21 protein-coding genes are annotated in these 23,854 nt (G+C 42.5%); 9 read left to right on the top strand and 12 right to left on the bottom strand.

Annotated features, from left to right (window positions below; all coding sequences use genetic code 11):
• Window positions 1-322: 322 nt before the first annotated feature.
• A complete protein-coding gene (locus AC58QG_RS14345; protein ID WP_497362690.1) occupies window positions 323-748 on the bottom strand; it encodes an SRPBCC family protein in 426 nt (141 codons plus the stop codon).
• A 66-nt stretch (window positions 749-814) separates the two neighbouring features.
• Window positions 815-1,825: a sigma-70 family RNA polymerase sigma factor gene (locus tag AC58QG_RS14350; protein ID WP_497362860.1), complete on the bottom strand. Its 1,011-nt coding sequence runs from the start codon at window positions 1,823-1,825 to the stop codon at window positions 815-817.
• A gap of 171 nt (window positions 1,826-1,996) precedes the next feature.
• Here AC58QG_RS14350 and AC58QG_RS14355 point away from each other — a divergent pair, with 171 nt between their 5' ends.
• Both AC58QG_RS14355 and AC58QG_RS14360 read left to right on the top strand, forming a co-directional pair.
• Entirely contained in the window at window positions 1,997-2,617 is a 621-nt protein-coding gene (locus AC58QG_RS14355) for a 50S ribosomal protein L25 (protein ID WP_497362691.1), read from the top strand.
• 461 nt (window positions 2,618-3,078) lie between these two features.
• On the top strand, window positions 3,079-3,849 hold the full coding sequence (locus tag AC58QG_RS14360; RefSeq protein ID WP_497362692.1) for a class I SAM-dependent methyltransferase: 771 nt from the start codon (window positions 3,079-3,081) through the stop codon (window positions 3,847-3,849).
• 307 nt (window positions 3,850-4,156) lie between these two features.
• Here the strand turns inward: AC58QG_RS14360 and AC58QG_RS14365 are convergent, their stop codons facing one another.
• Window positions 4,157-4,489, bottom strand: coding sequence for a 2'-5' RNA ligase family protein (locus tag AC58QG_RS14365; RefSeq protein ID WP_497362693.1), 333 nt, complete (start codon window positions 4,487-4,489; stop codon window positions 4,157-4,159).
• A 520-nt stretch (window positions 4,490-5,009) separates the two neighbouring features.
• Here AC58QG_RS14365 and AC58QG_RS14370 point away from each other — a divergent pair.
• Window positions 5,010-6,242 (top strand): M16 family metallopeptidase, encoded by a 1,233-nt coding sequence (locus tag AC58QG_RS14370; protein WP_497362694.1) that lies wholly within the window; start codon window positions 5,010-5,012, stop codon window positions 6,240-6,242.
• Between the two features lie 616 nt (window positions 6,243-6,858).
• On the opposite strand, the gene AC58QG_RS14375 is transcribed toward AC58QG_RS14370, so the two are convergent.
• Complete coding sequence (locus AC58QG_RS14375; RefSeq protein WP_497362695.1) at window positions 6,859-7,152, bottom strand: hypothetical protein; 294 nt, start codon at window positions 7,150-7,152, stop codon at window positions 6,859-6,861.
• A gap of 206 nt (window positions 7,153-7,358) precedes the next feature.
• Window positions 7,359-8,063 (bottom strand): multicopper oxidase domain-containing protein, encoded by a 705-nt coding sequence (locus AC58QG_RS14380; RefSeq protein ID WP_497362861.1) that lies wholly within the window; start codon window positions 8,061-8,063, stop codon window positions 7,359-7,361.
• A gap of 518 nt (window positions 8,064-8,581) precedes the next feature.
• Between AC58QG_RS14380 and AC58QG_RS14385 the strand changes: the two genes are divergently transcribed.
• Entirely contained in the window at window positions 8,582-9,040 is a 459-nt protein-coding gene (locus AC58QG_RS14385; protein ID WP_497259501.1) for a hypothetical protein, read from the top strand.
• Between the two features lie 28 nt (window positions 9,041-9,068).
• Window positions 9,069-9,677: a hypothetical protein gene (locus AC58QG_RS14390; RefSeq protein ID WP_497362696.1), complete on the top strand. Its 609-nt coding sequence runs from the start codon at window positions 9,069-9,071 to the stop codon at window positions 9,675-9,677.
• A 402-nt stretch (window positions 9,678-10,079) separates the two neighbouring features.
• Here the strand turns inward: AC58QG_RS14390 and AC58QG_RS14395 are convergent, their stop codons facing one another.
• Both AC58QG_RS14395 and AC58QG_RS14400 read right to left on the bottom strand, forming a co-directional pair.
• Window positions 10,080-10,265: a hypothetical protein gene (locus tag AC58QG_RS14395; protein ID WP_497362697.1), complete on the bottom strand. Its 186-nt coding sequence runs from the start codon at window positions 10,263-10,265 to the stop codon at window positions 10,080-10,082.
• 330 nt (window positions 10,266-10,595) lie between these two features.
• Window positions 10,596-11,681: a YheC/YheD family endospore coat-associated protein gene (locus AC58QG_RS14400; RefSeq protein ID WP_497362698.1), complete on the bottom strand. Its 1,086-nt coding sequence runs from the start codon at window positions 11,679-11,681 to the stop codon at window positions 10,596-10,598.
• Window positions 11,682-12,233: 552 nt separating this feature from the next.
• Between AC58QG_RS14400 and AC58QG_RS14405 the strand changes: the two genes are divergently transcribed.
• The 4 genes from AC58QG_RS14405 to AC58QG_RS14420 all read left to right on the top strand — a co-directional run bounded on the left by AC58QG_RS14405 (window position 12,234) and on the right by AC58QG_RS14420 (window position 15,249).
• Window positions 12,234-12,869, top strand: coding sequence for a D-sedoheptulose-7-phosphate isomerase (locus AC58QG_RS14405; protein ID WP_497362699.1), 636 nt, complete (start codon window positions 12,234-12,236; stop codon window positions 12,867-12,869).
• On the top strand, window positions 12,866-13,855 hold the full coding sequence (locus tag AC58QG_RS14410) for an ROK family protein (RefSeq protein ID WP_497362700.1): 990 nt from the start codon (window positions 12,866-12,868) through the stop codon (window positions 13,853-13,855). The genes AC58QG_RS14405 and AC58QG_RS14410 overlap by 4 nt, the downstream gene beginning before the upstream one ends.
• Window positions 13,856-13,968: 113 nt before the next feature.
• Window positions 13,969-14,418: a NanQ anomerase/TabA/YiaL family protein gene (locus tag AC58QG_RS14415; protein ID WP_497362862.1), complete on the top strand. Its 450-nt coding sequence runs from the start codon at window positions 13,969-13,971 to the stop codon at window positions 14,416-14,418.
• An 18-nt stretch (window positions 14,419-14,436) separates the two neighbouring features.
• Window positions 14,437-15,249 carry an HpcH/HpaI aldolase family protein gene (locus tag AC58QG_RS14420; RefSeq protein WP_497362701.1) on the top strand — a complete coding sequence of 271 codons (813 nt, stop codon included), beginning with the start codon at window positions 14,437-14,439 and terminating at the stop codon, window positions 15,247-15,249.
• Window positions 15,250-15,297: 48 nt separating this feature from the next.
• On the opposite strand, the gene AC58QG_RS14425 is transcribed toward AC58QG_RS14420, so the two are convergent.
• The 5 genes from AC58QG_RS14425 to AC58QG_RS14445 form a co-directional block, all read right to left on the bottom strand.
• Entirely contained in the window at window positions 15,298-17,631 is a 2,334-nt protein-coding gene (locus AC58QG_RS14425) for a helix-turn-helix domain-containing protein (protein WP_497362702.1), read from the bottom strand.
• Between the two features lie 27 nt (window positions 17,632-17,658).
• The gene (locus AC58QG_RS14430) at window positions 17,659-19,236 is read right to left on the bottom strand and encodes an extracellular solute-binding protein (protein WP_497362703.1); all 1,578 of its coding nucleotides are present in this window, start codon (window positions 19,234-19,236) and stop codon (window positions 17,659-17,661) included.
• A 99-nt stretch (window positions 19,237-19,335) separates the two neighbouring features.
• Entirely contained in the window at window positions 19,336-20,211 is an 876-nt protein-coding gene (locus AC58QG_RS14435; RefSeq protein ID WP_497362704.1) for a carbohydrate ABC transporter permease, read from the bottom strand.
• Window positions 20,205-21,131, bottom strand: a complete 927-nt coding sequence (locus AC58QG_RS14440; protein WP_497362705.1) for an ABC transporter permease — start codon at window positions 21,129-21,131, stop codon at window positions 20,205-20,207. The genes AC58QG_RS14435 and AC58QG_RS14440 overlap by 7 nt, the downstream gene beginning before the upstream one ends.
• Window positions 21,132-21,380: 249 nt before the next feature.
• Window positions 21,381-23,792: an alpha-glucuronidase family glycosyl hydrolase gene (locus AC58QG_RS14445; protein WP_497362706.1), complete on the bottom strand. Its 2,412-nt coding sequence runs from the start codon at window positions 23,790-23,792 to the stop codon at window positions 21,381-21,383.
• Window positions 23,793-23,854 lie beyond the last annotated feature (62 nt).

Genomic DNA, 23,854 nt, shown 5'->3' on the forward strand with positions numbered 1-23,854 from the left:
ATATCACCCGTTTGTCAAGTTCAAATGAAGATAAAATGAAGATAGAACGAAGATAAAATGAAGATAAAATAAAGATAAAATGAAGATAAAATGAAGATGATATAAAGATGATAAAAAAACAACTATACTGCCCGTTACTTCAACGAACGACGGTAACACATCGTGCGACAGGTTACCGTCATGTCGTGATGCTAACGTCTACCAATAGAGCACAATAACAACAATGGACAGAGAACAGAAAAAACGAAGATCGATTTCTCTTTCATACAAGGCAAAACGCGCTCTGCCGTCCTTTGGAGGCAGAGCGCGTTTCGTTATATTCTTATGATGCTTCCGTATATCGTTTGAAATTATCCAGAATCGCTTGCCAACCCGCCTGTTGGAATTCAACGGGGTGAACGTTCTCTGCGTCGAAGATTTCAACGACCTTCGTGGCCTCGCCTTGATCCAAGAACGCAATATCCACTTTCCGTCCATCTCCCAATGTATAGGCAATCGTCTCATGCAGCTTTACTTCGTCGTAAATTCCGCTAAAATCAAAACCCATGCTACCATCCTTGGCTTCCATCCTTGTCAAGAATTCGCCGCCGACCCGCAAATCGTTCTCAGCTCTTGGCGCATGCCATTCCTCGGAAGGTTGATTCCACTTCGTAATGTGATCGGGCTCGGTCCAGTAGCTCCATACTTTTGCTACAGGGGCTTGAACGATGGTCTCTACGGTTACTTTGGTTGGGTTACTTGTTTCCATTGTGAAGGACACCTCTTTATGGGAATTTTGTTTCTCATTAATATAGACGAATGCCAATCTCCAAATTCATCGGTCTATTTGTTCAGGAAGCCCTAATCGGGAAAATAATTTTGCATTGATGAAATTTTGAACATGGAATATCCGATTATCTTTCACTTCAATCACATGAATGCCCCAAGGCACCAGGACGGATGCCTCCATACTCGGCACATACTGCGCCAGAGCGGGATAACCGCCATTCACTGTAGTTGGTAAAAATTTGGACCCCTCGCAATGCCAGCGCGTAAGAGCAAAAAACGCGGACAAATCTTCTTGCCCGCTTATCCACATGGCGAAAGGCGGCATGGACATGCAACCTTCCTCATGGAATAACGACACGAGCGCATGGATATCGAATTGCTCAAACGCTTCCACATACCGCGAGAGAAGATTCTGGTCGGGATTGACATCCATCTTACTAAATTCGTCGGAGCGAAGCCGTGTTCGGTCCATCGTCTCCCTCGCTCGTTGCAGCGCACTGTTCGCCGCTGTCGGCGACATTCCCAACGTTTCCGCAATTTGTTTTGATGACCATTCAAAGACATCCTTCAGAATAAGAACCGCGCGTTGACGAGGCGGCAAGGTTTGCAAGAGTGCGATAAAGCAGAGCTGAAGGGTATCCTTGCGAACGAGAGCATCTTCCGGATTTTCTTCTAATACGGGTGATGGCCAAATCCAGGACGAGTCTGGCAGCGTTTCATTCGGTTCGACAATCTTGATCGCCGGGTCGGACAGATCAACGGGAAGCATACGGCGCTTCGCTTGTCTCAGCTTGTCCAGGCATAAGTTCGAAGCTATGCGATAGATCCATGTTTTAATGGAGGAGTCCTGTCTGAATCGATCCCAGCTCTGCCATGCCCGAATATAGGTTTCCTGTACAGCATCGTCCGCATCATCAATGGATCCCAACATTCGATAACAATACGAGGTTAACCCGGGCTTGAAGCTCTCAAATAACGTTATATCAAAAGCGGCTTCGTTCATCTTCGCCTCCTTAGGTCGATCTACTTGAAACGTCCTCCTTCCATCATATTCGATTCATCCGACCACCACAAGGCGAAGCGGCTAGGTCGTCCGTTGGCGTAGATGATATAGATTTAAACTTTGTGTACTCTAGTTAGTTCCCCCTGATGTTTGAGCTATCTCTAGATCGGGTATGTAATAATAGGGCTTTTAGCTGCTTTTACAATCGTTCAGGAGGTGTTCGTAATGAGTAATTCTATTCAACTATTAGAGCGTACCGGTAAATTAAAACAGATGAGAAAGCAAGGGCAAATTCCGGCAGTCGTATACAGCAGCAGAATGAAAAGCGAACATGTAGCAGTTGAGGAAAAAGTAATCCGCGCCGCACTTAAAAGCAATGCGCACGCGATTCTGGAAGTCATCCTGCCTTCCAAGAAAAAGCATCCCGTGATGATTCATCAAGTTCAAAAGGACAGTTTATGCGGACGATTGATGCATATCGATTTTCTGCAAATCAATATGCAAGAGAAGCTTGAAACTGTTGTGGCCGTTCATTTTAGAGGAGAGCCCCTCGGCACCAAAGAAGGCGGCATGCTGCAGATTGAAATGCATGAGGTCATGATTCACTGTATGCCAAATAAGCTGCCAAGTTCATTGGATGTGGATATCAGCAAGCTGCGCATAGGCGACAAATTGCATGTTTCTGACTTGGATGCTGGCAATGATGTAGAAATCTTAACAGATCCGGATACAATTCTTGTAACCATCCTGACAGCTCAAAAGCTAGATGAAACACTTGAACCTGCAGCCGAAGAACCTCAAGCAGATTCAGATGCCACGGATGCGAATAACAAGGTAAAAGTTTAATCTATGGTACAAAAGAGCTTGGCTTAAATGCCGGGCTCTTTTTGTACTTGAACAGATTGAGCGGAATACTTTCACAGTTGTGAGAAGAAGTTGACGTCATTACACCAATAAGGCATTTTCCTTAGCTCCGTAAATTGAAAAAGGGAACAGCTGCCGGCGGCGATCTGCTTCCTTATCATTTAACTATCGTTTCCCGTTAGCTCAATGCAAACTGGTAAAATGAGCTCTGAGGTTATACGGTCAGCAGCCGGTCATTATTGACCGGCTGCTGCACTTTTAATGTTTTTGAGCTAACGTCTCCCGATGTATTAAGCTTTGTTGCGCTTACCTCAGTTGAAAAAACGGAAGCTCATTAATTAAACCGGCCCTCCAGCTTTACAAGAATAATTAAGCGTGTTATTTTTGCATTGCATTTTTTGTAACTTTGTTTCATAGAATGAAATTATTGAGGGGGTGATGAAATGGATATTAAGGAACAAGTGAAAGCGCAATTCGGAGCCAACGCTTCTAATTATGTTGCTAGCACACGTCATTCATCCGGCCAGGATTTAAAAACATTGATCGAATGGGCTCAATCGGAGAATGCCGTTCAGGCGCTCGATATTGCAACCGGAGGCGGACATTGCGCCTTGGCACTGGCCTCCCTCGTCGGTGAAGTGACCACGCTGGATATTACGACCGAGATGCTTCAAGAAGCGGAAACTTTTCTTGCCGGCAAGGGCTGTACAAATATTAAGTACGTTGTTGGGGATGCGGAAAATCTTCCCTTTGTGCAAGAACAATTCGATATGGTCGCCTGCCGAATCGCTGCTCATCACTTCCCTAACCCCGACCGGTTCGTAGAGGAAGCATGGCGTGTATTGAAGCGCGGCGGGAGCTTCATTCTAATGGACAACGTCGCTCCGGAAGCAGAACGGATTGACACTCTTTATAATTATATTGAACAACGACGAGACCCCAGCCACTTCCGCGCATGGAGGAAAACAGAGTGGATTCGTCGCATCGAGTTGAACGGCTTTCGGGTTGAACAGCTGTTGCAGACAGGTAAGCCCTTCGAATTCTCTGACTGGTGTGCACGAATGAATGTCTCCGACCAGATCCAGCAAGAGTTGGAGATTGATATTCTGAACTGGCCTGAAGCAGATCGACAGCAACTCAAGGTCCACAGCGAGAATGGTAAGTTGCTCAGCTTCGAGGGAAGCTACATGATGATGAAGGTCCGTAAGGTATAGCTTGGGGTTCGCGCGATTCATGATCTCTTTTCATTGTTTATTAACATAGGTAAATAAATAGCATCTTTTCTTCAAAATAATCACAGACGTATCCTTTACTTAAACATTGTAGGTTCTGGTCCGTAATCGAGAGTGATGGAAGTTCTTGTTCGACGATTATGACAAGAACTTGCAACCATAGAATAAAGACTCCGCGCTACTTACGGAGTCTAAAATAAGTAGGTTATAATCTGCTGCCGGTTTGTTGTTTTAAACTAATGTTCTCCGTTAGCTGAACAGGGGACCTTTTTGTCGGCAGCTTTTTTTGCTATGCTAGCGTTCCAAGAATCATATCTTCACATTTCTTGTAGACTTCGTTCTTATTTTCACGGTAAAATAAACTAATTTTTTCTACTTCAAAAGTTTGTCCTTCCCTTACCTCTCCTGTAATTAGTTCTTTCATCTGTTCGATAATTTCGTCGTCTAACCAAGATTTCCTAGCAATTGTTATATGTGGACGATATAAATCAAGTTCAAAGCATTTTCGTATTTGCTCATCATCAGGTGTAAAAACAGAAACTAATTTTTTATGTAACCTCACTAAATCAACAGAACTGTGACTTATGTTTTCAGGTGGAACAATCCCTAAAAAGTATTCCATATTAAGTCTCTCCTTATAAAACATTATCGAGAAGAAAATCACCATAATTATTCCACAATCGATTTAAACAATCCTGCCCTTTAGCTTAAATAGGCTGCGCTGCAGCCTGTTTTCATGGTGATTGCTCTAATACATCATTTACAAAAGCCCTATAACGGACAAGCACTCTCCTGATAACTTCATCATATCTTTAAATAACCCAAAAAACGCTCATAATCAGTTTGGAATTCAAGAATCCTTCCTTTATAACACTTTGTAATATCCTCAATTAATTGTCCTGTTTCAAGGTTTATTTTATTAATACAGACTCTAATATTTCGAGTAGTTCCTTATCCTCAGCGTTTGTAACATCTATATTGAAGAGTGCATGATCCTGATTTCCTCATTCGACTCGAACATACCAACGCTCCTACAGGTATGAACCAAAATAGTGTAATATAGATATATATTAGCACGGAAGCCAGATACGAAGGTTCCCTCCGGAAAATTCATAATGCAAAAAGTAAAGGGGGATCTGCGCATGGAGATCATGACATTAAAAAATCATTTACAAGTCGTGCTGAAGCCAGACTCGTCTTCGCGCAGTGCGGTCTTTGCCTACGCGATTAAAGCAGGATGCAACATGGAAGTAGGCGTCCCTGCCGGGACTGCTCATTTTCTCGAACATATGCTCTTTAAAGGCAGCGCCACGAAAACGGCAAAAAAGATTAACCAGGACGCCGCGGACCTCGGCACGTTTCCCAATGCCTATACCTCGGAGGATGAAACCAAGTACTACATCCAGGTGCAAAGCAAGTACGGCATGGAGGCGCTGGACCTTCTATCGGACTTTTTTTGGCAGCCGGCGCTCCCGGAAGAAGAAATCGAAAAAGAAAAGCAGGTCATCATCGAAGAAATTCATATGTATGCCGATCAACCGTCTTCGGTTTCCGGCGAGGTGCTCGAAGGTCTGTTGAAGCGAAGCTCGCTTCTGGGTACTAAGAAAAGCGTGCGGAAGATCCAGCACTCACATCTCCTTCAGTTTTATAACGCGCACTATCACACAGGCGCTGTGATCTTTGTAGCGACGGGCAATTTTGATGAATTTGCGGTGCTCTCCTATTTGGAACGCCTAAAAGTTCATCAGCCGAAGGATCGTGCCGAGCAGGAGAGGCGTGAATATGATCTGCAGCAAAAAGAGGCGGTTGTCAAACGCAGCGTCAAACAGGCGCATATTTCATGGGCAATTCCGGTAGCAGGTTACGGGAGCGGCGATGAGCCGACGCTTGAGGTTATTGCCACGATTTTAGGAGCGCATGGAAATGCGTCTTCTCGTTTGTATGATGAGATTCGTGAAGAAAAGGGACTCGCGTATGCGGTCGATGTGGATTACGAGTCTTTTCATGACCGCGGCTACCTTTTGGGATATATGGGACTGCCGGCAACGTACGTAAACGGGGCAAGAAAAATTCTGTTTAAGCACCTGGCGGATCTGGAGACAAGTCTCGTCAGTGCTGCGGAGCTCCGCCGCGCCATTGCCTGTTTGACCGGACAGCTGGTAATCGGTATGGATGATGTGCTCACTCAAAATGATTCTCTGAGTTATAGCACACTGTATGGACTGGAGTTTGATGTTGATGCTTTCGTAGCCAAAGTAGAGGCGGTGACCGCAGATGAGGTACTGCGGGTGGCGCAGAAATATGCCTTGGCTGGGAACGTCTATGTGGCATCCGTGGTGCCGAAGACATGGAGCGCCATCGAACAACTTTCTTAAAACCCTGTTAAAATTCGGTGTGATTTATCGCTCCCGTCTTAATCGTTTTTCAATATGGAATAACAACTGAACAACTAATATTGGATTTTTATTAAATACAACTTCTCTTATTGATAATACTGCTGTGTTCTCCGAATCATTGAATTTTCATTTCTTCTTTATCATTTAACTATTAAACTCCCTCTAACAATACCCTTTTTGTTTGAACTAATCTGCCCGTTACTTCATTAAAAAAAGGAGCTGCATCGCGGCATACTCCTTCAACTATCGTTCTCCGTTAGTTGAGAACTTACTAAATTCCTTCGTTGTCACATTCTAAACTAAATATAGTTTGAGGAGTATATAAATTCCCATGGCAATCCTCTACAACTGTGTCAGAATACTCATTCAAAAAACTTTTACAGAACTCTTGTGCCATTTTTTCGCTCAGTTCATATTCCAAACTACTTGGTTCAATCTGAATAATTAGCTTAGGCAAAAGATTGAATCTTTTGCCTTATTTCCATTAATTCTTTTTGAAAGAAATCCTCAATTAATCAGATACACAGATCATTTTGGTTGCTCGTGTAAAATTGAGGTTCCATATGTTGCACCGGGTACATGTGGTGGGGTGTTTCTACGTAAGGCAAGGTTGGCTGCCCAGGGGAGAAATGGTAAGGTGTTCCCTGATACGGTTGGCGGAAAAAGAAAGGATTACCAAATGGGCTTCCAAAGCCTCCAAAGCCAAACGGGCTTCCAAAACCTCCAAAGCCAAATGGGCTTCCAAAGCCCCCAAAGCCAAACGGGCTTCCAAAACCTCCAAAACCAAACGGACTTCCAAAACCTCCGTGCCCAAAACCTCCATGCCCAAATCCTCCGTGCCCAAATCCTCCGTGCCCAAATCCTCCGTGCCCAAATCCTCCGTGCTCAAAGCCTCCCAAGCCTCCGTGAAAGCCCATATGTGTTGTCCTCCGTTTATGATGATATAGAAACATTTAACCATGTATTGTATGGGCTTCTGTCATAACAAGTTCGAAATGAGATGTAAAATAGGCTTGTCCCATGTAGTGTAGTGAACTCTTCTGTCAAATCGCTCAACAGGCTACCAATGTTATGCCGGCAGCCTGTGTCATAGTGCTATAGTTTCTCGTTAATCATTCTCATTAGTATATTTTTAAGTCTACTTTTTTTCTTCTCTATTTCAAATGGTCGCATCATATCGTAATCTTCATGTTCGAGCATGTGACAATGCCATACAAAAAGTCCAGCGAAAGGATCGAATCTTGCGATAAAAGAGGTCACGTAACCAGCGGGAGCACGAATCGTATCTTTAAAGCCCCTCTCGTTAGGTTCAGGAGGAACCGCAGGTCCTGTAAACTTAAGTTTATCTGTGGCTTGGAAATGAGCATCAAAAGGCTGGCGCTCTAGAATTTGCATGTCAACGACATGTAGATGGATGGGGTGGTCATCCGCAGACAGATTAATTAACCGCCAGATCTCAACAGTTCCTAAGTCCATTTTCTCGGATATAGGATCATTCCACATTTTACTGTCAAGTAAATTTAGCGATCTTCCATATTCATCTTCCACCCTAACGAGTGTGAGATCTCTTGTTCTTTTTGACATCTCTCTAGAAAGGAAATCAATTTTCTTTAATTGATCAGGAAGGAAGCTGGCATCTTTGCCTTTTAACGGAGTGGTTACTTTAAACTGCATGACATCGGTTGTTTCGGGGGAGGCACCCTTGAAGACATTTTTAAGAATAATCGTTTTGCCAAAGGATCGAGAAAAATCAACGATCACATCCGCACGTTCGGTCGTTAAAAGGAGGATCTCATTCATTTTCACTGGTTTCTCCAGTAAGCCGCGATCTGTTCCAATTTGATAAAATGGCTGTCCAGAGTCCAGTTTGAATGTAATAGCTCGACTATTACAGTAATTTAACATCCGAAATCGGTATTTTCGCCCAACGATCGTGTCCCTAACACTCCCCGCAGTCGAATTAATCGGCTTCGCATATGCCTACGCCTAGGCGAGGTTGTGTACTGCACAGAATTTCATTTGTTGCTTGTCTAGGTATAATAAAAATCAGTTAAGCGGCCCTGGTCTTGAATTCTATCGGACTAAGGCCGTTTAGTTTTGCCTGCAAACGCTCGTTATTATAAAAAATAAATGTACGCATCGATGTCCTTATGAAGTTCTTCGAAGGTTGGGTAATTACGACGGCAAATAATACTTCTCGCAGCGAGGGGGAGGCTCTTTGTTTTCTTTTCAACGGAAATTTAGCAATTTAATAATTATAACATCCAGACGCTCTATGAATCTCTAACATATATTGATCTATAAAGGAGGGAACAAAGATGGTCAAATCTGCCCCTTATAGAATACGTCAAACACGACAAACGCCTATAACGTTGCAACAGAGATTATCTCAATTAATAGGTGCTAAATTAACTACGTTAATCAATCCATTTGGACAAGTTGAAGAGCAAACAATTCTCAGAGTTTTACGATCAACGATCGAAGTCTCAGGTGGATTAGTTCTTTCCCCTTCCGGCCTTCAACTTATGTCGATAAACCGTAAAGCACAAAATCCTACAGCCAGAAGGTTTAGCATAGCTCTAAATTCCATAGCGAGAGACGGCCAAACCAATAGCCCAACAATCTTAAATAGTAGACGGATCGTTCAGATAGGCAAAGATTTTTTGGAAATAACAGTGAATGGTAACTCAATCCAATTAATCCCTTTGTCAAATGTAACGGTCATCTTTGGCCCACAAAGCAGCAGTCAACGCAATAAGCGCAACATCAAAAGATAGATTTATAGTACACTGGAGGCGGGATAATTTGATTCTTCGAGGACTTGTTGATTTCGGCATTAATCCTAACCAAGCTCAAAACATTCTTTTTATAAATGAGTGCGGTGGAGGACCCGGAGGTAATTTATTTCAAATTCCTGATGGTTCTGTAGTTATACTTCAACGAGGAGCCATAAAGAAAAAGGTCCGTGTTGTTAAGGGAGAGGCTTCCGAATGTGATTTCAGTATGGCTTCATTAAATCCCAATATAGCTCAGTTATTTAGAGTGAAAAAGGAACAACGTTTTTTACTTGTATTTAATGAAAAAACGAGAATTATGAGAATGTTTCGAGCACCTGTTACCCGTTCGCAGGCCCTATTTAAACTTGACCCGAATAAACTTCACGGAGATAACATCACTTTAGGCGGTCCATTCATAGATGACCTAGGAATTTACAGTACAAGAACAACGATAACCGTTATTCGCGGAGGTAGATGTAAAACATTTAAAATTTTGAAGAGTAATGTAGAAACACCTGATTTATTCTTCCAGTTAACGGCTAATAACGCGTTGCAATTCGGGCTGAAGAATGGAAAAAAATATCTTTTGACCTATAATCAAATAACCAATAGGCTTATTATTGGAACTCAAGTGTAATAAATATAACTTAACCTGTAGGTTAAGGTTTGACTCCTGGGGCATCCCTCTTGATCTTTTTGGATCATAGGGGATTGGTTTTGGGGAGTGGTTATTCAGAGTTTTCAAATCGAAACCTTTAATGTTTAATAATATCCTTTATTTTACCATATGGATTCACTTCAAACACTTGTCAATCACCACGCTAAACTGCCCTTTAGTTTAATAACAAAAAGAGACCCACAGCAACGGGCTGCGGGTCTAAGTTTATATTTTAAAGGGGGTGTTTTTATTATAAACTTTAATGATTAATACCAAATGAAAATAATATTTCAATCGTGTGACATTTACTCAACTCTCGTTCACCCTTAGTAACGATATCCCGAACACCCTTGGCGAAATACCGATCGCGCGGTGCAAATCCTATTTCGGACTTCTTCGGTTTCTGGAAAAGACCACGAGCGCGGCGATTACCATCGCACCGAAACCCATGGTTTTGGCTGACTCGGATTCCATTCCCAGCAACATGCAAAGATTGGTAACAAAGCTTTTCGTTAGGAGTGCAACCACAATCAGAATGATAGGACGAATAATATTGTACTTTTTCATATGTGCCACCCTTTCTTATGTGTCTGCTAATTTAATTCTTTGCTTCCATTATTTAGCTTGTACATTTCCATTTGACCATTTATTAAACAAACCTGCCCATTTCTATTATAAACAAAAGAGGAGTTGCCGCGAAGCAAGCCCCTCAACTATCGTTATCCGTTAGTTCAATCTCTATTGTAAGTTAAATCGAACACCACCCAATATTGCAGTGTAACAAAAAGCCAATCGGTCCTCTCTCCGATTGGCTTTACTAATTCTGAGCAGACTACCGATCCACTACCTCTGAATTAATTGTTATAAATAATCTTTCTTAGTGCATTTGTCTGATCTTTATGGTGTTTTTTGTTGGTTGACCAAAAATATAGCGTATTGCAACGGTCGCCGTACCGATTCTTTATAAAGCTCCAATTGACCCGTCTTTAAAAAGATTTTTCTGCTCGGCTTAGGATTTACTTCTATCAACCAAACTTTTCCATATATATCAATCCCAATATCAAGCCCAAACTCCATCATGGAACCGAACTTCAATTCGATCGTCTCCACGACAAGTTGGGCCATCTTTTTACAATTCTGCCGAATGGTCTCCGCCTTCTCCCGTCCAAAGCGACGAACCATGAACTCATCGAAACGAATTGCTTTGCCTCCTTTCCAAGTGATATTGGATGTCGGACTGTGCTTTCCTCCTAATCTTAGACCTATACCAGTGACGCTCCATTCGCCTTGAGCATCTTTTTGTATCATCATCCTTGCATCTATCACCCGATTCGGTATCAATTCCAAGCAAAGACCCTGTTGAATCATGAATATTCCCGATCTTATCCGCTCGGTAAACACCCAATTCTTTATCCAACGAATGGCTGTAGCTTCAGAATTTAGTTTGGTTCTCACTAAATTGCCTACTCTGTTCCGTCCAGTTAATGTGAAATATTCTTTAATACGTGCAACCTTCAATATGCTGCATCCTCCGGTTCCATTACTTGGCTTAATGTATAATTCAGGAAATTCTCTTATCATTAGCCGGAGTTTCTCTGTGGAAAAAATTACAGTTTTAGGAATGTATTTCGCAAGCGAAGGCGTATTGCTAAACAACAGTGTCGCCTTTGACTTGTAAGTAAATTTATGACTTGTGTACGGAAACCAATCTTTCCGTCTCATTTCCTTATACGGTTTATCTAACTTGCGACAGCGATCGATGACCACATCAGGCCAACGGAAGATTCCTTCATTCCATCCTCCTGTCGCAGATGGCACAAAACCTCGAATTTGTTTTGCTTCGGGCATGATATCCAAATGAGAAAACAAGAACACTTTCGCACCCAAACTCTGACCTTCTCTGACCATATCTAGAAAAAATTCAGACTCAGAAAACTTGTTTCCGTTTCGATGAGTTAATATTCCAATTTCCGGTTCGCTCATTTGAAAGCCTCCTACGAAGATTGCAATGTTAAACGGATGGAAAAGCTCAGAAAAAACTCTGTAGATGCTTCTGACCTGAAATCCAGAAACAAGAGTTCAACTTGTGTAAAACTACTTCTTTGCAGGATATGAGGTATAAATATGATTAAATGAAGAGATAGGTGCAACGATCGGGAATGAGATAACTGTTTCTTGCTTTTGATTTGTAAATCCACTAACCTACAAGCTTCTTGACTTTGTCCATCTCTTTCTAGTGTTTCAGTTTCTGATCCTTCTTTTTACATTTTACGCGAATGGAACCTACAGATTTTGCTTGCCTAAGTCCATGCTGTTCTAGTGCCAGACCGTGATCGGATGTAAAGATGACGATCGTCTGCCTTCATCCCTATCGCGCAGAGCGCCTTCTTCGCGAATTTACCTTGGCATTATTCTATATGTGATTGTCGTTTTTGTTTATTCGTATCGAAACAGATAGGCTTTATAATTATAAAGTAAAGAAACCTGCAATATTTTGACGGAGATGGATGCAAGTCATCACATGGAGGTATTTGAATGAACGAAATTCTGAAAATTACAACGACTCGCTACCCGGAGTTAGAAGCATGTATACCGGAGATAGAAGCAGCATTTGAGCTTATGCGAGTTTCCTTTAGCCAAGGCGGTAAGCTCCTATTATGCGGTAATGGCGGTAGTGCGGCAGATTGTGAGCATGTTGTGGGAGAATTAATGAAGGGGTTTATGTCCAAACGACCGCTTCCAGCATCAACAATTGAACGATTTGAATCTGAATTTCCTGGAGAAGGCGCTTCGATTGCCACGAAGCTCCAAGGTGCTTTGCCCGCGATTTCTCTAGTCAGCCATTCCGCTTTTTTAACCGCTTATGCAAATGATGTAGCTTCGGAAATGATTTTTGCTCAGCAGGTTTATGGATATGGCCGCCCGGGAGATGTATTGATCGGTTTTAGTACTTCAGGCAACTCAGTAAATGTGCTTCGAGCTTTACAAGTCGCTAAGCTGCAGGGGATGAAAACGATCGGTTTCACCGGATTTAGCGGCGGCAAAATGAAAGCGCTTTGCGATGCTTCGATCTGCGTGCCATCGGAACTAACCCCTAACATCCAGGAGAGGCATTTGCCCATCTATCATGCGCTGTGCATGATGCTGGAGGAGGTGTTCTTTCCCTCATGACAGTATTAGCTGCAATCGATATTGGCGGAACAAAATGCGCAGTCAGTTTAGGTGCTGTAGAGCAAGACAAAATGGACATTATGGAAAAAATACGTTTTCCTACACCGTCGAATCCAAAAGTTGCAATTCAACAGATGATTTCCTCTTTGGAAATCTTACTTGCCAAGTATCCCAATGAAAAAGTTGCTGCGATTGGCATTAGCTGCGGTGGTCCGCTAGACAGTCGGAAAGGGCTTATTCTCTCACCGCCAAATTTGCCGGGTTGGGATCAAATTGATATTATTACTCCTTTTCAAGAGCGATTTGGCATTCCGGTCAGCTTACAAAACGATGCGAATGCATGCGCATTGGCTGAGTGGCACTGGGGTGCTGGCAAGGGCTGTAAGAACATGATCTTTCTTACGTTTGGCACAGGTATGGGCGCAGGATTAATTCTGAACGGACAGCTTTATAGCGGAACGAATGATATGGCTGGCGAGGTCGGGCATATCCGTTTAGAATCGGATGGTCCAATCGGATATGGCAAAGCGGGCTCGTTCGAAGGCTTTTGCAGCGGTGGCGGAATTGCACAAATTGCAAAAAACATGGCAGTAACCGCATTACAACAAGGACAAGGTCCCTCCTACTGCAGAACATGGGATGATTTGGCGGCAGTTACATCGCAAAAGGCAGGTGAAGCTGCGCAAGCAGGAGATACAACCGCTATGCAAGTTTTTGATCTGGTAGGTCGACAATTAGGTCAAGGTTTGGCAATGTTGATTGACCTGCTCAACCCGGAACGGATTGTGATTGGCAGCATCTACGGCCGCCAGCAAGGACTCCTTGAGCCTATTGTAATGAACGTGCTGCGGCAAGAGGCATTATCCATTTCCTTGAATGTTTGCGAGATCGTTTCAGCCGGATTAGGTGAACAAGTTGGCGATTATGCCGGTTTGTCTGTCGCTTTGGAACAAGTCTATCAAAATGAAACAAAATTTAATTCATAGTAAGACAACATACGGCCAAATTGGAACAGCCTGTCCGAAAATGGACGTTTCATTTCCTATTTGGTTAAGTTAACCTGAAATTGTTAAGTAAAAAAAAGAAATGGGGAATTCGTTTGATCATCGACCGACTGGATCATAGTCATTTGTACAAAGACCTGCACCCTAAATTCATAAGAGCCTTTAACTATTTAAAGGAAGCCCCGCTCATTACCATGCAGCCTGGCAAATATGAGATTGAAGGTGATAATATTTTTCTGCTGCTGCAGGAGTATCAAACAAAAAGCGAGGAAGCTCAATTCTGGGAAGCCCATAATCGCTACATCGATATCCAATATATGGTACAAGGCTCAGAACGGATGGGGTATGCATGTGTAGAGGATCTGCAGCAAACGGAAGATTTCCTGGCAGAAAAAGACTACATAGTTTTGGAAGGAAAAGGACATGACTTTGTAGTTCATGAAGGTGCCTTCGCCATATTTTTCCCCCAAGATGCCCACATGCCTTGCTTATATGACAAGCAGCCAGCACTCATAAAAAAGGCAGTAATTAAAGTAAAAAGGTAAGAAAAGAGGAGACTCCATATGAACAATAAAGAATTGCAGAATCACCTCCGCAATGGACAAAGAGCTTATGGGACACTGATCGTTTCTACCTCACCCCGCTGGCCTACCGAAGTAAAAAAATTAAATCTCGACTTCGTTTTTATCGATACGGAGCACATGTCCATCGACCGAGACATGCTCTCCTGGATGTGCAGAACCTATACTGCGCTCGGGCTTGCTCCAATCGTGCGCATACCATCACCGGATCCCTACGAGGCAAGTAAAGCTATGGATGCAGGAGCTGCAGGAATTGTAGCCCCTTATATTGAAACACCGGAGCAGGTGCAGGCGCTTCGCGGAGCAGTTAAGCTGCGGCCAATAAAAGGGAAGAAGTTAAGTAATATTCTAAGTGGAACAGACAAGCCGGAGGAACCTCTGAAATCCTATCTGGAAGAGTTTAATGCAGGCAATATTCTGATTGTTAACATCGAAAGCGGACCCGCTCTCGAGGCACTAGATGAAATCCTGCAGGTTCCTCAGCTGGACGGAGTATTGATCGGCCCCCATGATTTATCCTGCAGCCTGAATGTGCCCGAACAATACGATCACCCTGTGTTTAAGGAAGCTGTCAGCACGATCATCCGTAAGGCAAGGGCTGCTAATGTAGCTGCCGGTATACATTACTTTTGGGGTGTAGAGCAGGAAATCGCTTGGGGGCAAGAAGGGTTGAACCTCTTCGTCCATGCCTCCGACATGACATCTTTCACAGCCCAAATGTCTCGCGACATCAACGAAATTAAACAAAGGCTAGGCGATCGGTTAGATAACGCAGATAACCGTATCCATATTTGATTTCAAGAGAAAGGAGCATAGGCTTTGCCTGTGCTCCTTAAGTTTTTCCTATGCTTTATTATTCCTGTTGGAATTGCGAAATAGATGAGGAGTTGTGCCTTCGTACTTTTTAAACAAGCGAATAAAAGTCGTTCTGCTGTAAACACCTACCCGATCCACAATTTCATTAATCGTCAGATCTGTTTCTACGAGCAGCTCCTTCGCTTTGGAAATTCGGTACCAGCTGATATATCCGATAAGATTAATGCCTGTCTTTTCTTTGAAAATCCGTGAGATATACTTGGCGGAAACCCCCATCCCCTCTGCAATTTTCTCTAGGCCCAGATCACTGTGATAATTCTCCTCAATATACTTGATAATTACCGAGCTGATCTCATTGGATGTGTTACGATTTCGTGTCGTAGTCTGTTCAATGATCGTCTCGAAAAACAGGAGTAAATTAACCTTTTCCTCTTCGTTGTCGTCGCCTTTGAATAGAGTTTCGTTTCCGGCAATATTATGTGGAATCAAACCACGCTCAATTAAAAACCTGCAGCCCGTATTATACATTTCTCTAAGCAAATTAGTTAGAATATGACGAGGCAAATGCTTCTCTTTATTTTTCTTCACAATCTCGTCGACTTTTAGTTGCAAATTTTCCTTATCCCCCGCCTTTAAACAGTTAATTATGCTGTTTTCATCCAAAAAGGAATAGGAAACATGCATGAGCTCATCCGAAAGCGTCTCCGCATCGATGATCTGAAAATCCGCTTTCTCATCGCTGGATTCCAAGGCGTTCATTGCGTCCGAATATGATTTGGCGATTCCCAATACATCCTGGTACTCCTTGCCGAGCCCGATACGCATAAGGCAATACCGCGAATCATATTGAAAGGTATCGATTATTTTCAGCAAGGCTTTCTTCAATTGAGTGGTTTCCTCGAGGTCCTTTAAATTAAATATGCCGATGTAGAGGTTTTCTTTTTCCTCAAGCAAATAGACATCCACATAAGAACGCAGCAATCCCCCGATCAAATTTCCCATCTTGCTCAAAATATTCATTCTATCCACATCTTGAATTTCGTTATAAAATGACTCTTTGAAGTAGAATCGAATGGCGAAGCACTGATACATTGGTTTCAGAAACATCATATCATTTCTTAGCATTTCCCCAATTTCTTCTTGCCCATTCTTCGATTTCATACCACGGAATAAATTGATCAAACACTCCTTGAGATATTCGGCAGATTGCATTTCCAGCTTACTTTGGATTTTATGATTACGTTCGATCAAGCTATTGATCCTCTTGCCGATATAATCAAACTCATTGTATTTGCCCGTTTCATTATTGATTTCGTCCGTGATATCATTTGCATCACTGAGAACATCGCGAAACCTTTTTATGGGGCTGTACAGGTTATAGGCAAAGATGAAAGAAAAAATAATACCGATTAGAATAAGGGTAAAACAGATTATCGTGATGGAAGCAACGTAATAACTGGTATCCTTGTTAAATTCACTTATAGGTGTGACGGTATAATAATTCCACCCATAATTCTCTGAAATGACGCGGTTTACGATAACTTTTTTATTTCCAAGCTTCACTTCACTGTGGGACATTTCAGTTGAATTGAAAATTTTGTTCAGTTGCTCAACAACAGAGGGATGACTCAAATTCGGATCACTGCTCACAATGACCCGATTGCGGTTGTCCGTGACAAGCATTTGAGTCGTATCCATCACTGCATGGTTCTGAATTGTCTTCAGAATCATATCCGTTGGCACAGTCGTCACCAGAACAACCTTATTTCCGCTGCTCGTGTTTGTGAAAACGAACGGTATCACATTTCTCTCATGCGAAGTACTCTGACTAACTCGGGATGTAACATCCAGAATCTCAAGGAAAGCCCCGCTCGTAAGCTTATTTTCCCAAAACTCTTTATCGTATGCTTTCATTTGATAATATTGATCGAAAAAAAAGTTGAAATCGTTAAGTCCTTCAGAAAGATAGACTCTTTTCGTATCTGCGTAAGCAAATATGTAATCAATCAGCACACCGAGATTACTAGAAATGCGTCCTAACGTTGCAGGGATTTCTGGAATACGAACTCTGTCTGCTAGCGTGTATTCGTCATACGGACGCAGGAGATCTTTATTTTCAGAGAAAAAATTTGCGCTTGAATCTTGAATCGTACGCAAATAAATTTCAATTGTATCAACAGATGAACGTAAATTCATTTCTACTTTTTGCGTATAGTTCTCTTGCATTCGGCTGGTTGAGTTAAAATAAAAAACTGTCCCTATAATTAATATAGGGACTAAAAGGGATAAGAAATAACCTAGAATACGATAAAAAAGTCGGTTCAACGGAATGAACAATTTAATTCTATGTTTGAACATCATTGAACCTAACCTCCCCTTCATCAGGTATTATGGTGTGTTAGCTCGAATGTAAGCTTCATTGTAAATTTTCTCAATTTCCGCCACGCCATTGTCTGCCAAACTCTTTATAAACTTATCATAGTCAGATATTGGACGAACGCCGATAATAAATTTATCCATTTCCTGATCTACCAACGTATCTACCTTTGTAATTAATTTCTTTAATTTTTCACTTTCTTCCTTATTAAAAGGAGGAATACTGCGTACTTGGAAATATCCATTTGCTTCTGTCATTTGAGAAGCCCAACGGGTTAATTCCGGATCGGATACTTGAGCCATCGGGTGTTCATCTACATTCGGATCGAAAGCCTCAAATCCAACAGCGATATCCTTTTGCATGAAACGATATGGATCTTTCGTATCTGCATACTTCTTGACGATATCTTCCTTCATCATTGGTTGGCCATTTACCACCGTATAGTGTTGACCCTCAATACCATAGTTCATTAAGCGTGTGCCTTCAGGGCTATACAGCCAATCCATGAATTTAACAACTTTCTCAGGATCCTTCACTTTTGCACTGATGGCGTAGTGACTCAGCCAATCCTTAACATACATAGCCGCTCTAGGCTTTGCCTGCCCGTACTGTAGTGGAGATAGTAGATCGAATTTCGCATTTGGGTCAACTGCTTTCAACGCACTATTAAAATTGATACCAAAGGAGTTATTGTCCCAGTAGAATAACGCTTTACCTGAAGCCAATTTTTCTTTCATTTGGTCACCGGTATTCACCGCATAATCCGGATCTAGCAGTTTTTCTTTATAAAGTTTGTTGAGGAACTCCAGCACCGGTTTAAATTCAGGATGAGCTTGCCCATAAGACCAACTGCCGCCATTTATAGCCGGGTCGAAGTACATCCGGTTTCCTGAGCCCATCGCAAAGGATATTTCATTTAGCAGCTTCTTGGCGTTTTCTCTACCTGTGTAAGGAATCGAATCCGGATATGCTTCTTTAAATTTCTTTAGAACCGTATATAAATCGTCGAAATTCTTAGGCATTTGCAATCCTAGCTTTTTAATTAAATCTACTCGGATCATAGGTGCACCAGCAAGCTGTAGTCTCCAATTTCCCAATTGCGGGAAGGAGTAAAATTTGCCGTCCACTTTGTTGTTGTTGATAGCCGGGTTTTCCTTTATTAATCTAGAGAGGTTCGGCGCATATTGCATATAATTACTAATATTAAGCAGAAGCCCGTCTTTTGCTGCATTGGCAAAAAGTTGATTACCATTAGCCACCTTCATGATATCTGGTAAAGTATTCGTAGCGAAGATGGTTTGCAACCGTTGATCTAAGTTAGCGGGTGCAAGCTCAAAGTCCAATTTGACATTTGTCTTCTCAAATAAAGCATCAAATACTGGCGATTTGGTGTTGATTTCACCATATAACACTTTAATGGTTAAAGGAGCGTCCAGCAGTTTACCGCTAGGTTGAGCAGTGCCAGGTTGTGTTGTCTTCGGTTCATCCGCACTCTTTTTTGCCGTATTACTCGAACATGCCGAGATAATCAAGACCAGAACCAAAACAATGGATAAGATGATAGCTGGTTTGCTTTTTTGATTAGCCAATTGATACCCTCCTAGAATACTATTTTTGTTTTAATTTTTCAATTTTCTAATATTCCGATAGATTATAATGAAGCGTCATCACTCCTTTCAAGGCTAGTTTTATCCTTTTAACGATCCAACCATAACGCCTTTGACAAAATACTTTTGAATAAACGGATATACAGCAAGAATCGGTAAAAGGGTAATAAAAATAAATGCATATTTCATGCTGGTCACGATCGTTTTCGAATCACTCTCAGCATTGCTGCCGCTACTGACCAGCCCGTCAATCACATAATTGCGCACAATAACCTGGATTGGGTACAGATCGGAATCGCTCAGGTAAAGTGTTGCCGGAAAGAAGCTGTTCCAATGGGCAACCGCATAAAACATGCACATGGTTGCAATGACTGGCATGGAAAGCGGGAGCACGATTTGAAAAAAGATTTTCATATCGTGCGCACCGTCCATATGAGCCGACTCGTAAATCTCGTTTGGAATGTTCTGAAAGAATGTTCTCATGATGATCATGTTCCAAACATTGATTGCCGTAGGAATGACGATTGCCCAGATGGAATTCAACATATGCAAATTATAAACAACGAGATAGTTGGGGATTAAACCACCGTGAAATAACATGGTAATAATAATGAAAACGGTAAAAACATTTCTTCCATAAAACCGGTTTCGAGATAACGGGTATGCGCATAGGGCAGTCATCATAACATTGATGAAAGTTCCGACGACCGTGTATAAGATCGTATTTCCATACGCACGAACAACTAAAGGATTGTCCAGTACGGCACGGTAGGCTTCAAAATTGAATCCAACGGGTAACCATTTGACATCTCCCCTCATGACGCTAAGTCCATCACTGACAGATACAATAACGACATAATATAGGGGGTATAAAAAGGTGAACAGCATGACGATTATCATCGAATAAATGATGGCATTAAAAAAGAAAGAACCGATTCCGATTTTTCGCGTTACCATAGACTAGTTTCACCGACTTTTCGGGAAATTTTGTTCGCTGAAGTAATAAATACTAAGGCAATTACCGATTGAAAAAGTTCAACAGCTGTACCATAACTGAAATCGCTGGAAAGCAATCCGCGTCTATATACATAGGTCGAAATCACATCTGCTGTTTCATAGGTAGGTCCGGTATATAAGAGCAGTATTTTTTCAAAACCGATTGTCATGATGTTACCCAAGCTAAGTAAAAACATAATCGTCACAACAGGAATGATCCCAGGGATCGTAATGTTCCAAATTTGCTGCCACCGATTGGCTCCATCCATCTTAGCAGCCTCATACTGCTGCGGGTCGACAGAAGTAAGGGCAGCTAAATAAATAATGGAGCCCCAACCTACACCCTGCCAAATTTCCGAGCTCACATAAATACTGCGAAACCATCCCGCATCCATCAAAAATGGGATAGGCTCCTTTCCAAAGCTCCCTAACAGCTGATTGATTAATCCACCATTGGACATTAAATTTACGACCATTCCGCATACAATGACAGTTGATAAAAAATGCGGAAGATAGCTGATTGTTTGTACGAGTTTTTTAAAACGTAGAAATTTGATTTCGTTTATAACCAGAGCCAGTATAATTGGGGCAGGAAAAGAAAAAACGAGCATGTATATATTGATCGTAACTGTATTCCGTACAAGTTTCCAAAAATAGGGATCTGTTAAAAACTCGCGGAAATGTGAGAAACCAACCCACTCGCTATGTAAGATACCTCTCACAAAATTGTAATCTTGGAATGCTATGACAATGCCAAGCATCGGAACGTACTTGAACAGGATAAAATAAACAATGGGCAAAAAAATCATGATGTATAAATACTTGTTTTCCACGAATCTCTTTCTCATTGTTTTGCCAACGAATGTATTAAGAAAAGTCAAATCATTTCTCCTCCTTATTGAATCAAGTTAACGCTTTCAAAATATATCACTTCTTTTGCGCTAAATTAACATCCACTTTGGTATTTTACGTTTCATTTTAGCTCCTGTTTTGTTTTTGTTTCATTTTTCTACCTTGTATCATTTAGGGATACGTCACACTTTGGAAAAAAGCTACTACACCTCGCCTATTAAAGGAGTGTAATAGCCTTTTTAGTTTGTCGTTTTTTTTAAAAAGATAGGTTAGCTGTGTTAAACTTTGTTAGCTATGGTTTGGTTTGGCGTGCAAGGGGTTAGCCAAATCTCTCCAATATTCATCCGCTTGGTTCCTTTCATACGGAGGAAGCTTAGCTTCAATCTCCCCTCACTTATAATCTCGTGAGGGATAAAAGATTCATGGATAGTAACCGTTGACCCATTCACAGGCAGATTCTCATAAACGATGAAGGAATCATTCGCTGTTAATTTCACTTGAACAGCTCTGTGTGCCTCCACCCCAATTTCTCCCACATAGGCCACTTTCAATTTATAATCGGCCGATGGGTCAAGGTTCTCATAACGAACGATGATCGGAGTGTCGAGCATCACGTTCACATGATTAATCCAAGCTAATGGTATGCCGCCAAGCTCCTTTTCTTTTTCCTCCGCGCGACCTTTTGATAGCAAATAAACGGCATGAGCGGTTCTTGGCGAAGCCAAATAACCTGGATCGTTTGCCCAGCCCTGCCCCGGATCGATACGGTGGTTGCTGCGATACGATCCCAAATTATCATAAAAGCCACCAGGTCCTGGATTCGTCCGATTCAGTATTTCATCAATAATCGCCAATCGTGCTGCCTCATCCTTCGCCTCATGGATCATGGCGCATCGGATGCGCAGCCAACGGTAATCATTCAAGGGAAAGTTGATCGCATCTATGAATGCCCCGCGATCCTGAGCAATCGCGAAATGTCGTGTCACAGTAAGCTGGTACCCAATATTCTCAAATAAACGGTCTGCCAATTCATCGCACCGTCTTCGATAATCTTGGGCAACGGGTTCAGATACAGCACGAGCAAGGATTTGTTCCACACGTTTCGCAGCAACCAATGCTCCCGTTTGCTTCACTTCCCGCAGCGCATCCTTGGCTCTATATTCCAGCTCTGTTTCATAGACAAGTCTACGTTTTGTGTACGCATCAAAATAAGCCCGAAGCAATCCCATCTGAAAACGGTAATTGTTCAGTACGCTCTGGGGTGCTTCCCTTTCCATTTGCTGCCACTGCAGCAAGGTCACTTCCACTCCTTCGTTCGCCAGGAGCGGACCAACCCAGTTGTCCTCCAGTGCTAGCAGTCCTTGAGCTACGCCATCTGCTTGCTCATAGCCGATAAACCACCTGCCGTAATCTCGTAACGTTTCCACCACCGGTATTTGTGGATTCCAATCTTGATCGCTCCATACGAATTTGTTTACATCGTCATTAATGCCCTCAGAATAAGAAATGTTGCCAACAGCATAAGAGGCAAGTACATTATGAATTTGTTTTTGCGCCAAAGGACGTGGATTGGTGCTTTCTCTGCCTAAGGTGAGCGCAAATGACAGATCCCAATCCGCTACTGGATATTGACAATGAAAATTATGCGTGATGTCTTCATAACGGCGAATCGGATATTTCTGTGGAACGATCTTTCTTAGCTCTGGCAGCGTTTCATCGACATGAGGGCCGAATACGATGCCGCCAAGCCAATCCGGCTCCTTGCTCAGTTGCTCATAAAACCCCTTCTTCCATGCGGACGGATCCTCATTCATAACCTGCGATGACAACCAAATCTGAGCATCTGGGTGATAGGTGTGCAGAAGTCTCGCAACTTTTTCGCACCAAACGAACAGCGGTTCAGGATCCAAATCGCCAGGATCACTACCAGGAATGAAGACATGTTGAATATGGGGGACCTTGCTGAATATTTGTTCGCGTTCGGCCAATTCGGCTTCGACTATTTTCGGATCAGAAAAATCCTTTCCGAGGTTTGGGTACCAGACCCATGTGTCGAGACCATATGAATGAATGACTTCCGAAAGCCGAATCATCATTTCCATCGGTTCGACCTTCATCACTGGCCCTGTGGCATCATCATCGGTTCTCGGCGGCATGATTTCAATGCTGTTGGCACCGAAAATGGCTAAATCCCGGATATATTGGTCAAACTGCTCCACGCTCCAGGCATCATATGCATTGTTCTTAGGTCTGTACCCCAGCTGATGTCCCCGGATTGGAAAGCTAGGAGCTTCGGTCAAATTGACCTCATTATCCAGCTGTATTACATTGTCTCCCCAGTGCAATAAACGCAAAAGCTTTCCCGTTCCGTAGAGAACGCCCCGGGCATCTGCACCGACGACGAAAACAGCTTGGCGTGAAGCTTCAGACACCGTTCTCAGCGCAAACCCTTCTGGTGATAAAGCAGGAGTGTCCTCATCTAGATGGATCGGGCCTATTCGATCTAACGATTCAGGCGTTCCAATTGCAATAAATGGTACATTACCATCCGGGTAACTGTGCGAGCGATGCAGCTTAATCCCCGTGCGTTTAGCCAATTCTTCGATCAGGACATCCGCCGCTTTGGCTTCTGCGCCCTTAGCATCCTTGGAATATACGACGGTGGCTTGTATCAAATTCAAATATGTCATTTAGAGACAACTCCATTCATGTTCATTTTATTATCATGATTTAGCTAAAGCGTAATTCTTCC

The sequence above is a fragment of the Paenibacillus sp. J22P169 genome, from assembly GCF_059691995.1.

Coding starts and splice junctions, on each gene's coding strand:
- AC58QG_RS14380 (WP_497362861.1), bottom strand. CDS start 8,063: ATGAATGAGATCCTCCTTTTAACGACCGAACGTGCGGATGTGATCGTT.
- AC58QG_RS14345 (WP_497362690.1), bottom strand. CDS start 748: ATGGAAACAAGTAACCCAACCAAAGTAACCGTAGAGACCATCGTTCAA.
- AC58QG_RS14395 (WP_497362697.1), bottom strand. CDS start 10,265: ATGAAAAAGTACAATATTATTCGTCCTATCATTCTGATTGTGGTTGCA.
- AC58QG_RS14355 (WP_497362691.1), top strand. CDS start 1,997: ATGAGTAATTCTATTCAACTATTAGAGCGTACCGGTAAATTAAAACAG.
- AC58QG_RS14435 (WP_497362704.1), bottom strand. CDS start 20,211: ATGGTAACGCGAAAAATCGGAATCGGTTCTTTCTTTTTTAATGCCATC.
- AC58QG_RS14400 (WP_497362698.1), bottom strand. CDS start 11,681: ATGAGCGAACCGGAAATTGGAATATTAACTCATCGAAACGGAAACAAG.
- AC58QG_RS14360 (WP_497362692.1), top strand. CDS start 3,079: ATGGATATTAAGGAACAAGTGAAAGCGCAATTCGGAGCCAACGCTTCT.
- AC58QG_RS14385 (WP_497259501.1), top strand. CDS start 8,582: ATGGTCAAATCTGCCCCTTATAGAATACGTCAAACACGACAAACGCCT.
- AC58QG_RS14420 (WP_497362701.1), top strand. CDS start 14,437: ATGAACAATAAAGAATTGCAGAATCACCTCCGCAATGGACAAAGAGCT.
- AC58QG_RS14425 (WP_497362702.1), bottom strand. CDS start 17,631: ATGATGTTCAAACATAGAATTAAATTGTTCATTCCGTTGAACCGACTT.
- AC58QG_RS14405 (WP_497362699.1), top strand. CDS start 12,234: ATGAACGAAATTCTGAAAATTACAACGACTCGCTACCCGGAGTTAGAA.
- AC58QG_RS14410 (WP_497362700.1), top strand. CDS start 12,866: ATGACAGTATTAGCTGCAATCGATATTGGCGGAACAAAATGCGCAGTC.
- AC58QG_RS14365 (WP_497362693.1), bottom strand. CDS start 4,489: ATGGAATACTTTTTAGGGATTGTTCCACCTGAAAACATAAGTCACAGT.
- AC58QG_RS14370 (WP_497362694.1), top strand. CDS start 5,010: ATGGAGATCATGACATTAAAAAATCATTTACAAGTCGTGCTGAAGCCA.
- AC58QG_RS14445 (WP_497362706.1), bottom strand. CDS start 23,792: ATGACATATTTGAATTTGATACAAGCCACCGTCGTATATTCCAAGGAT.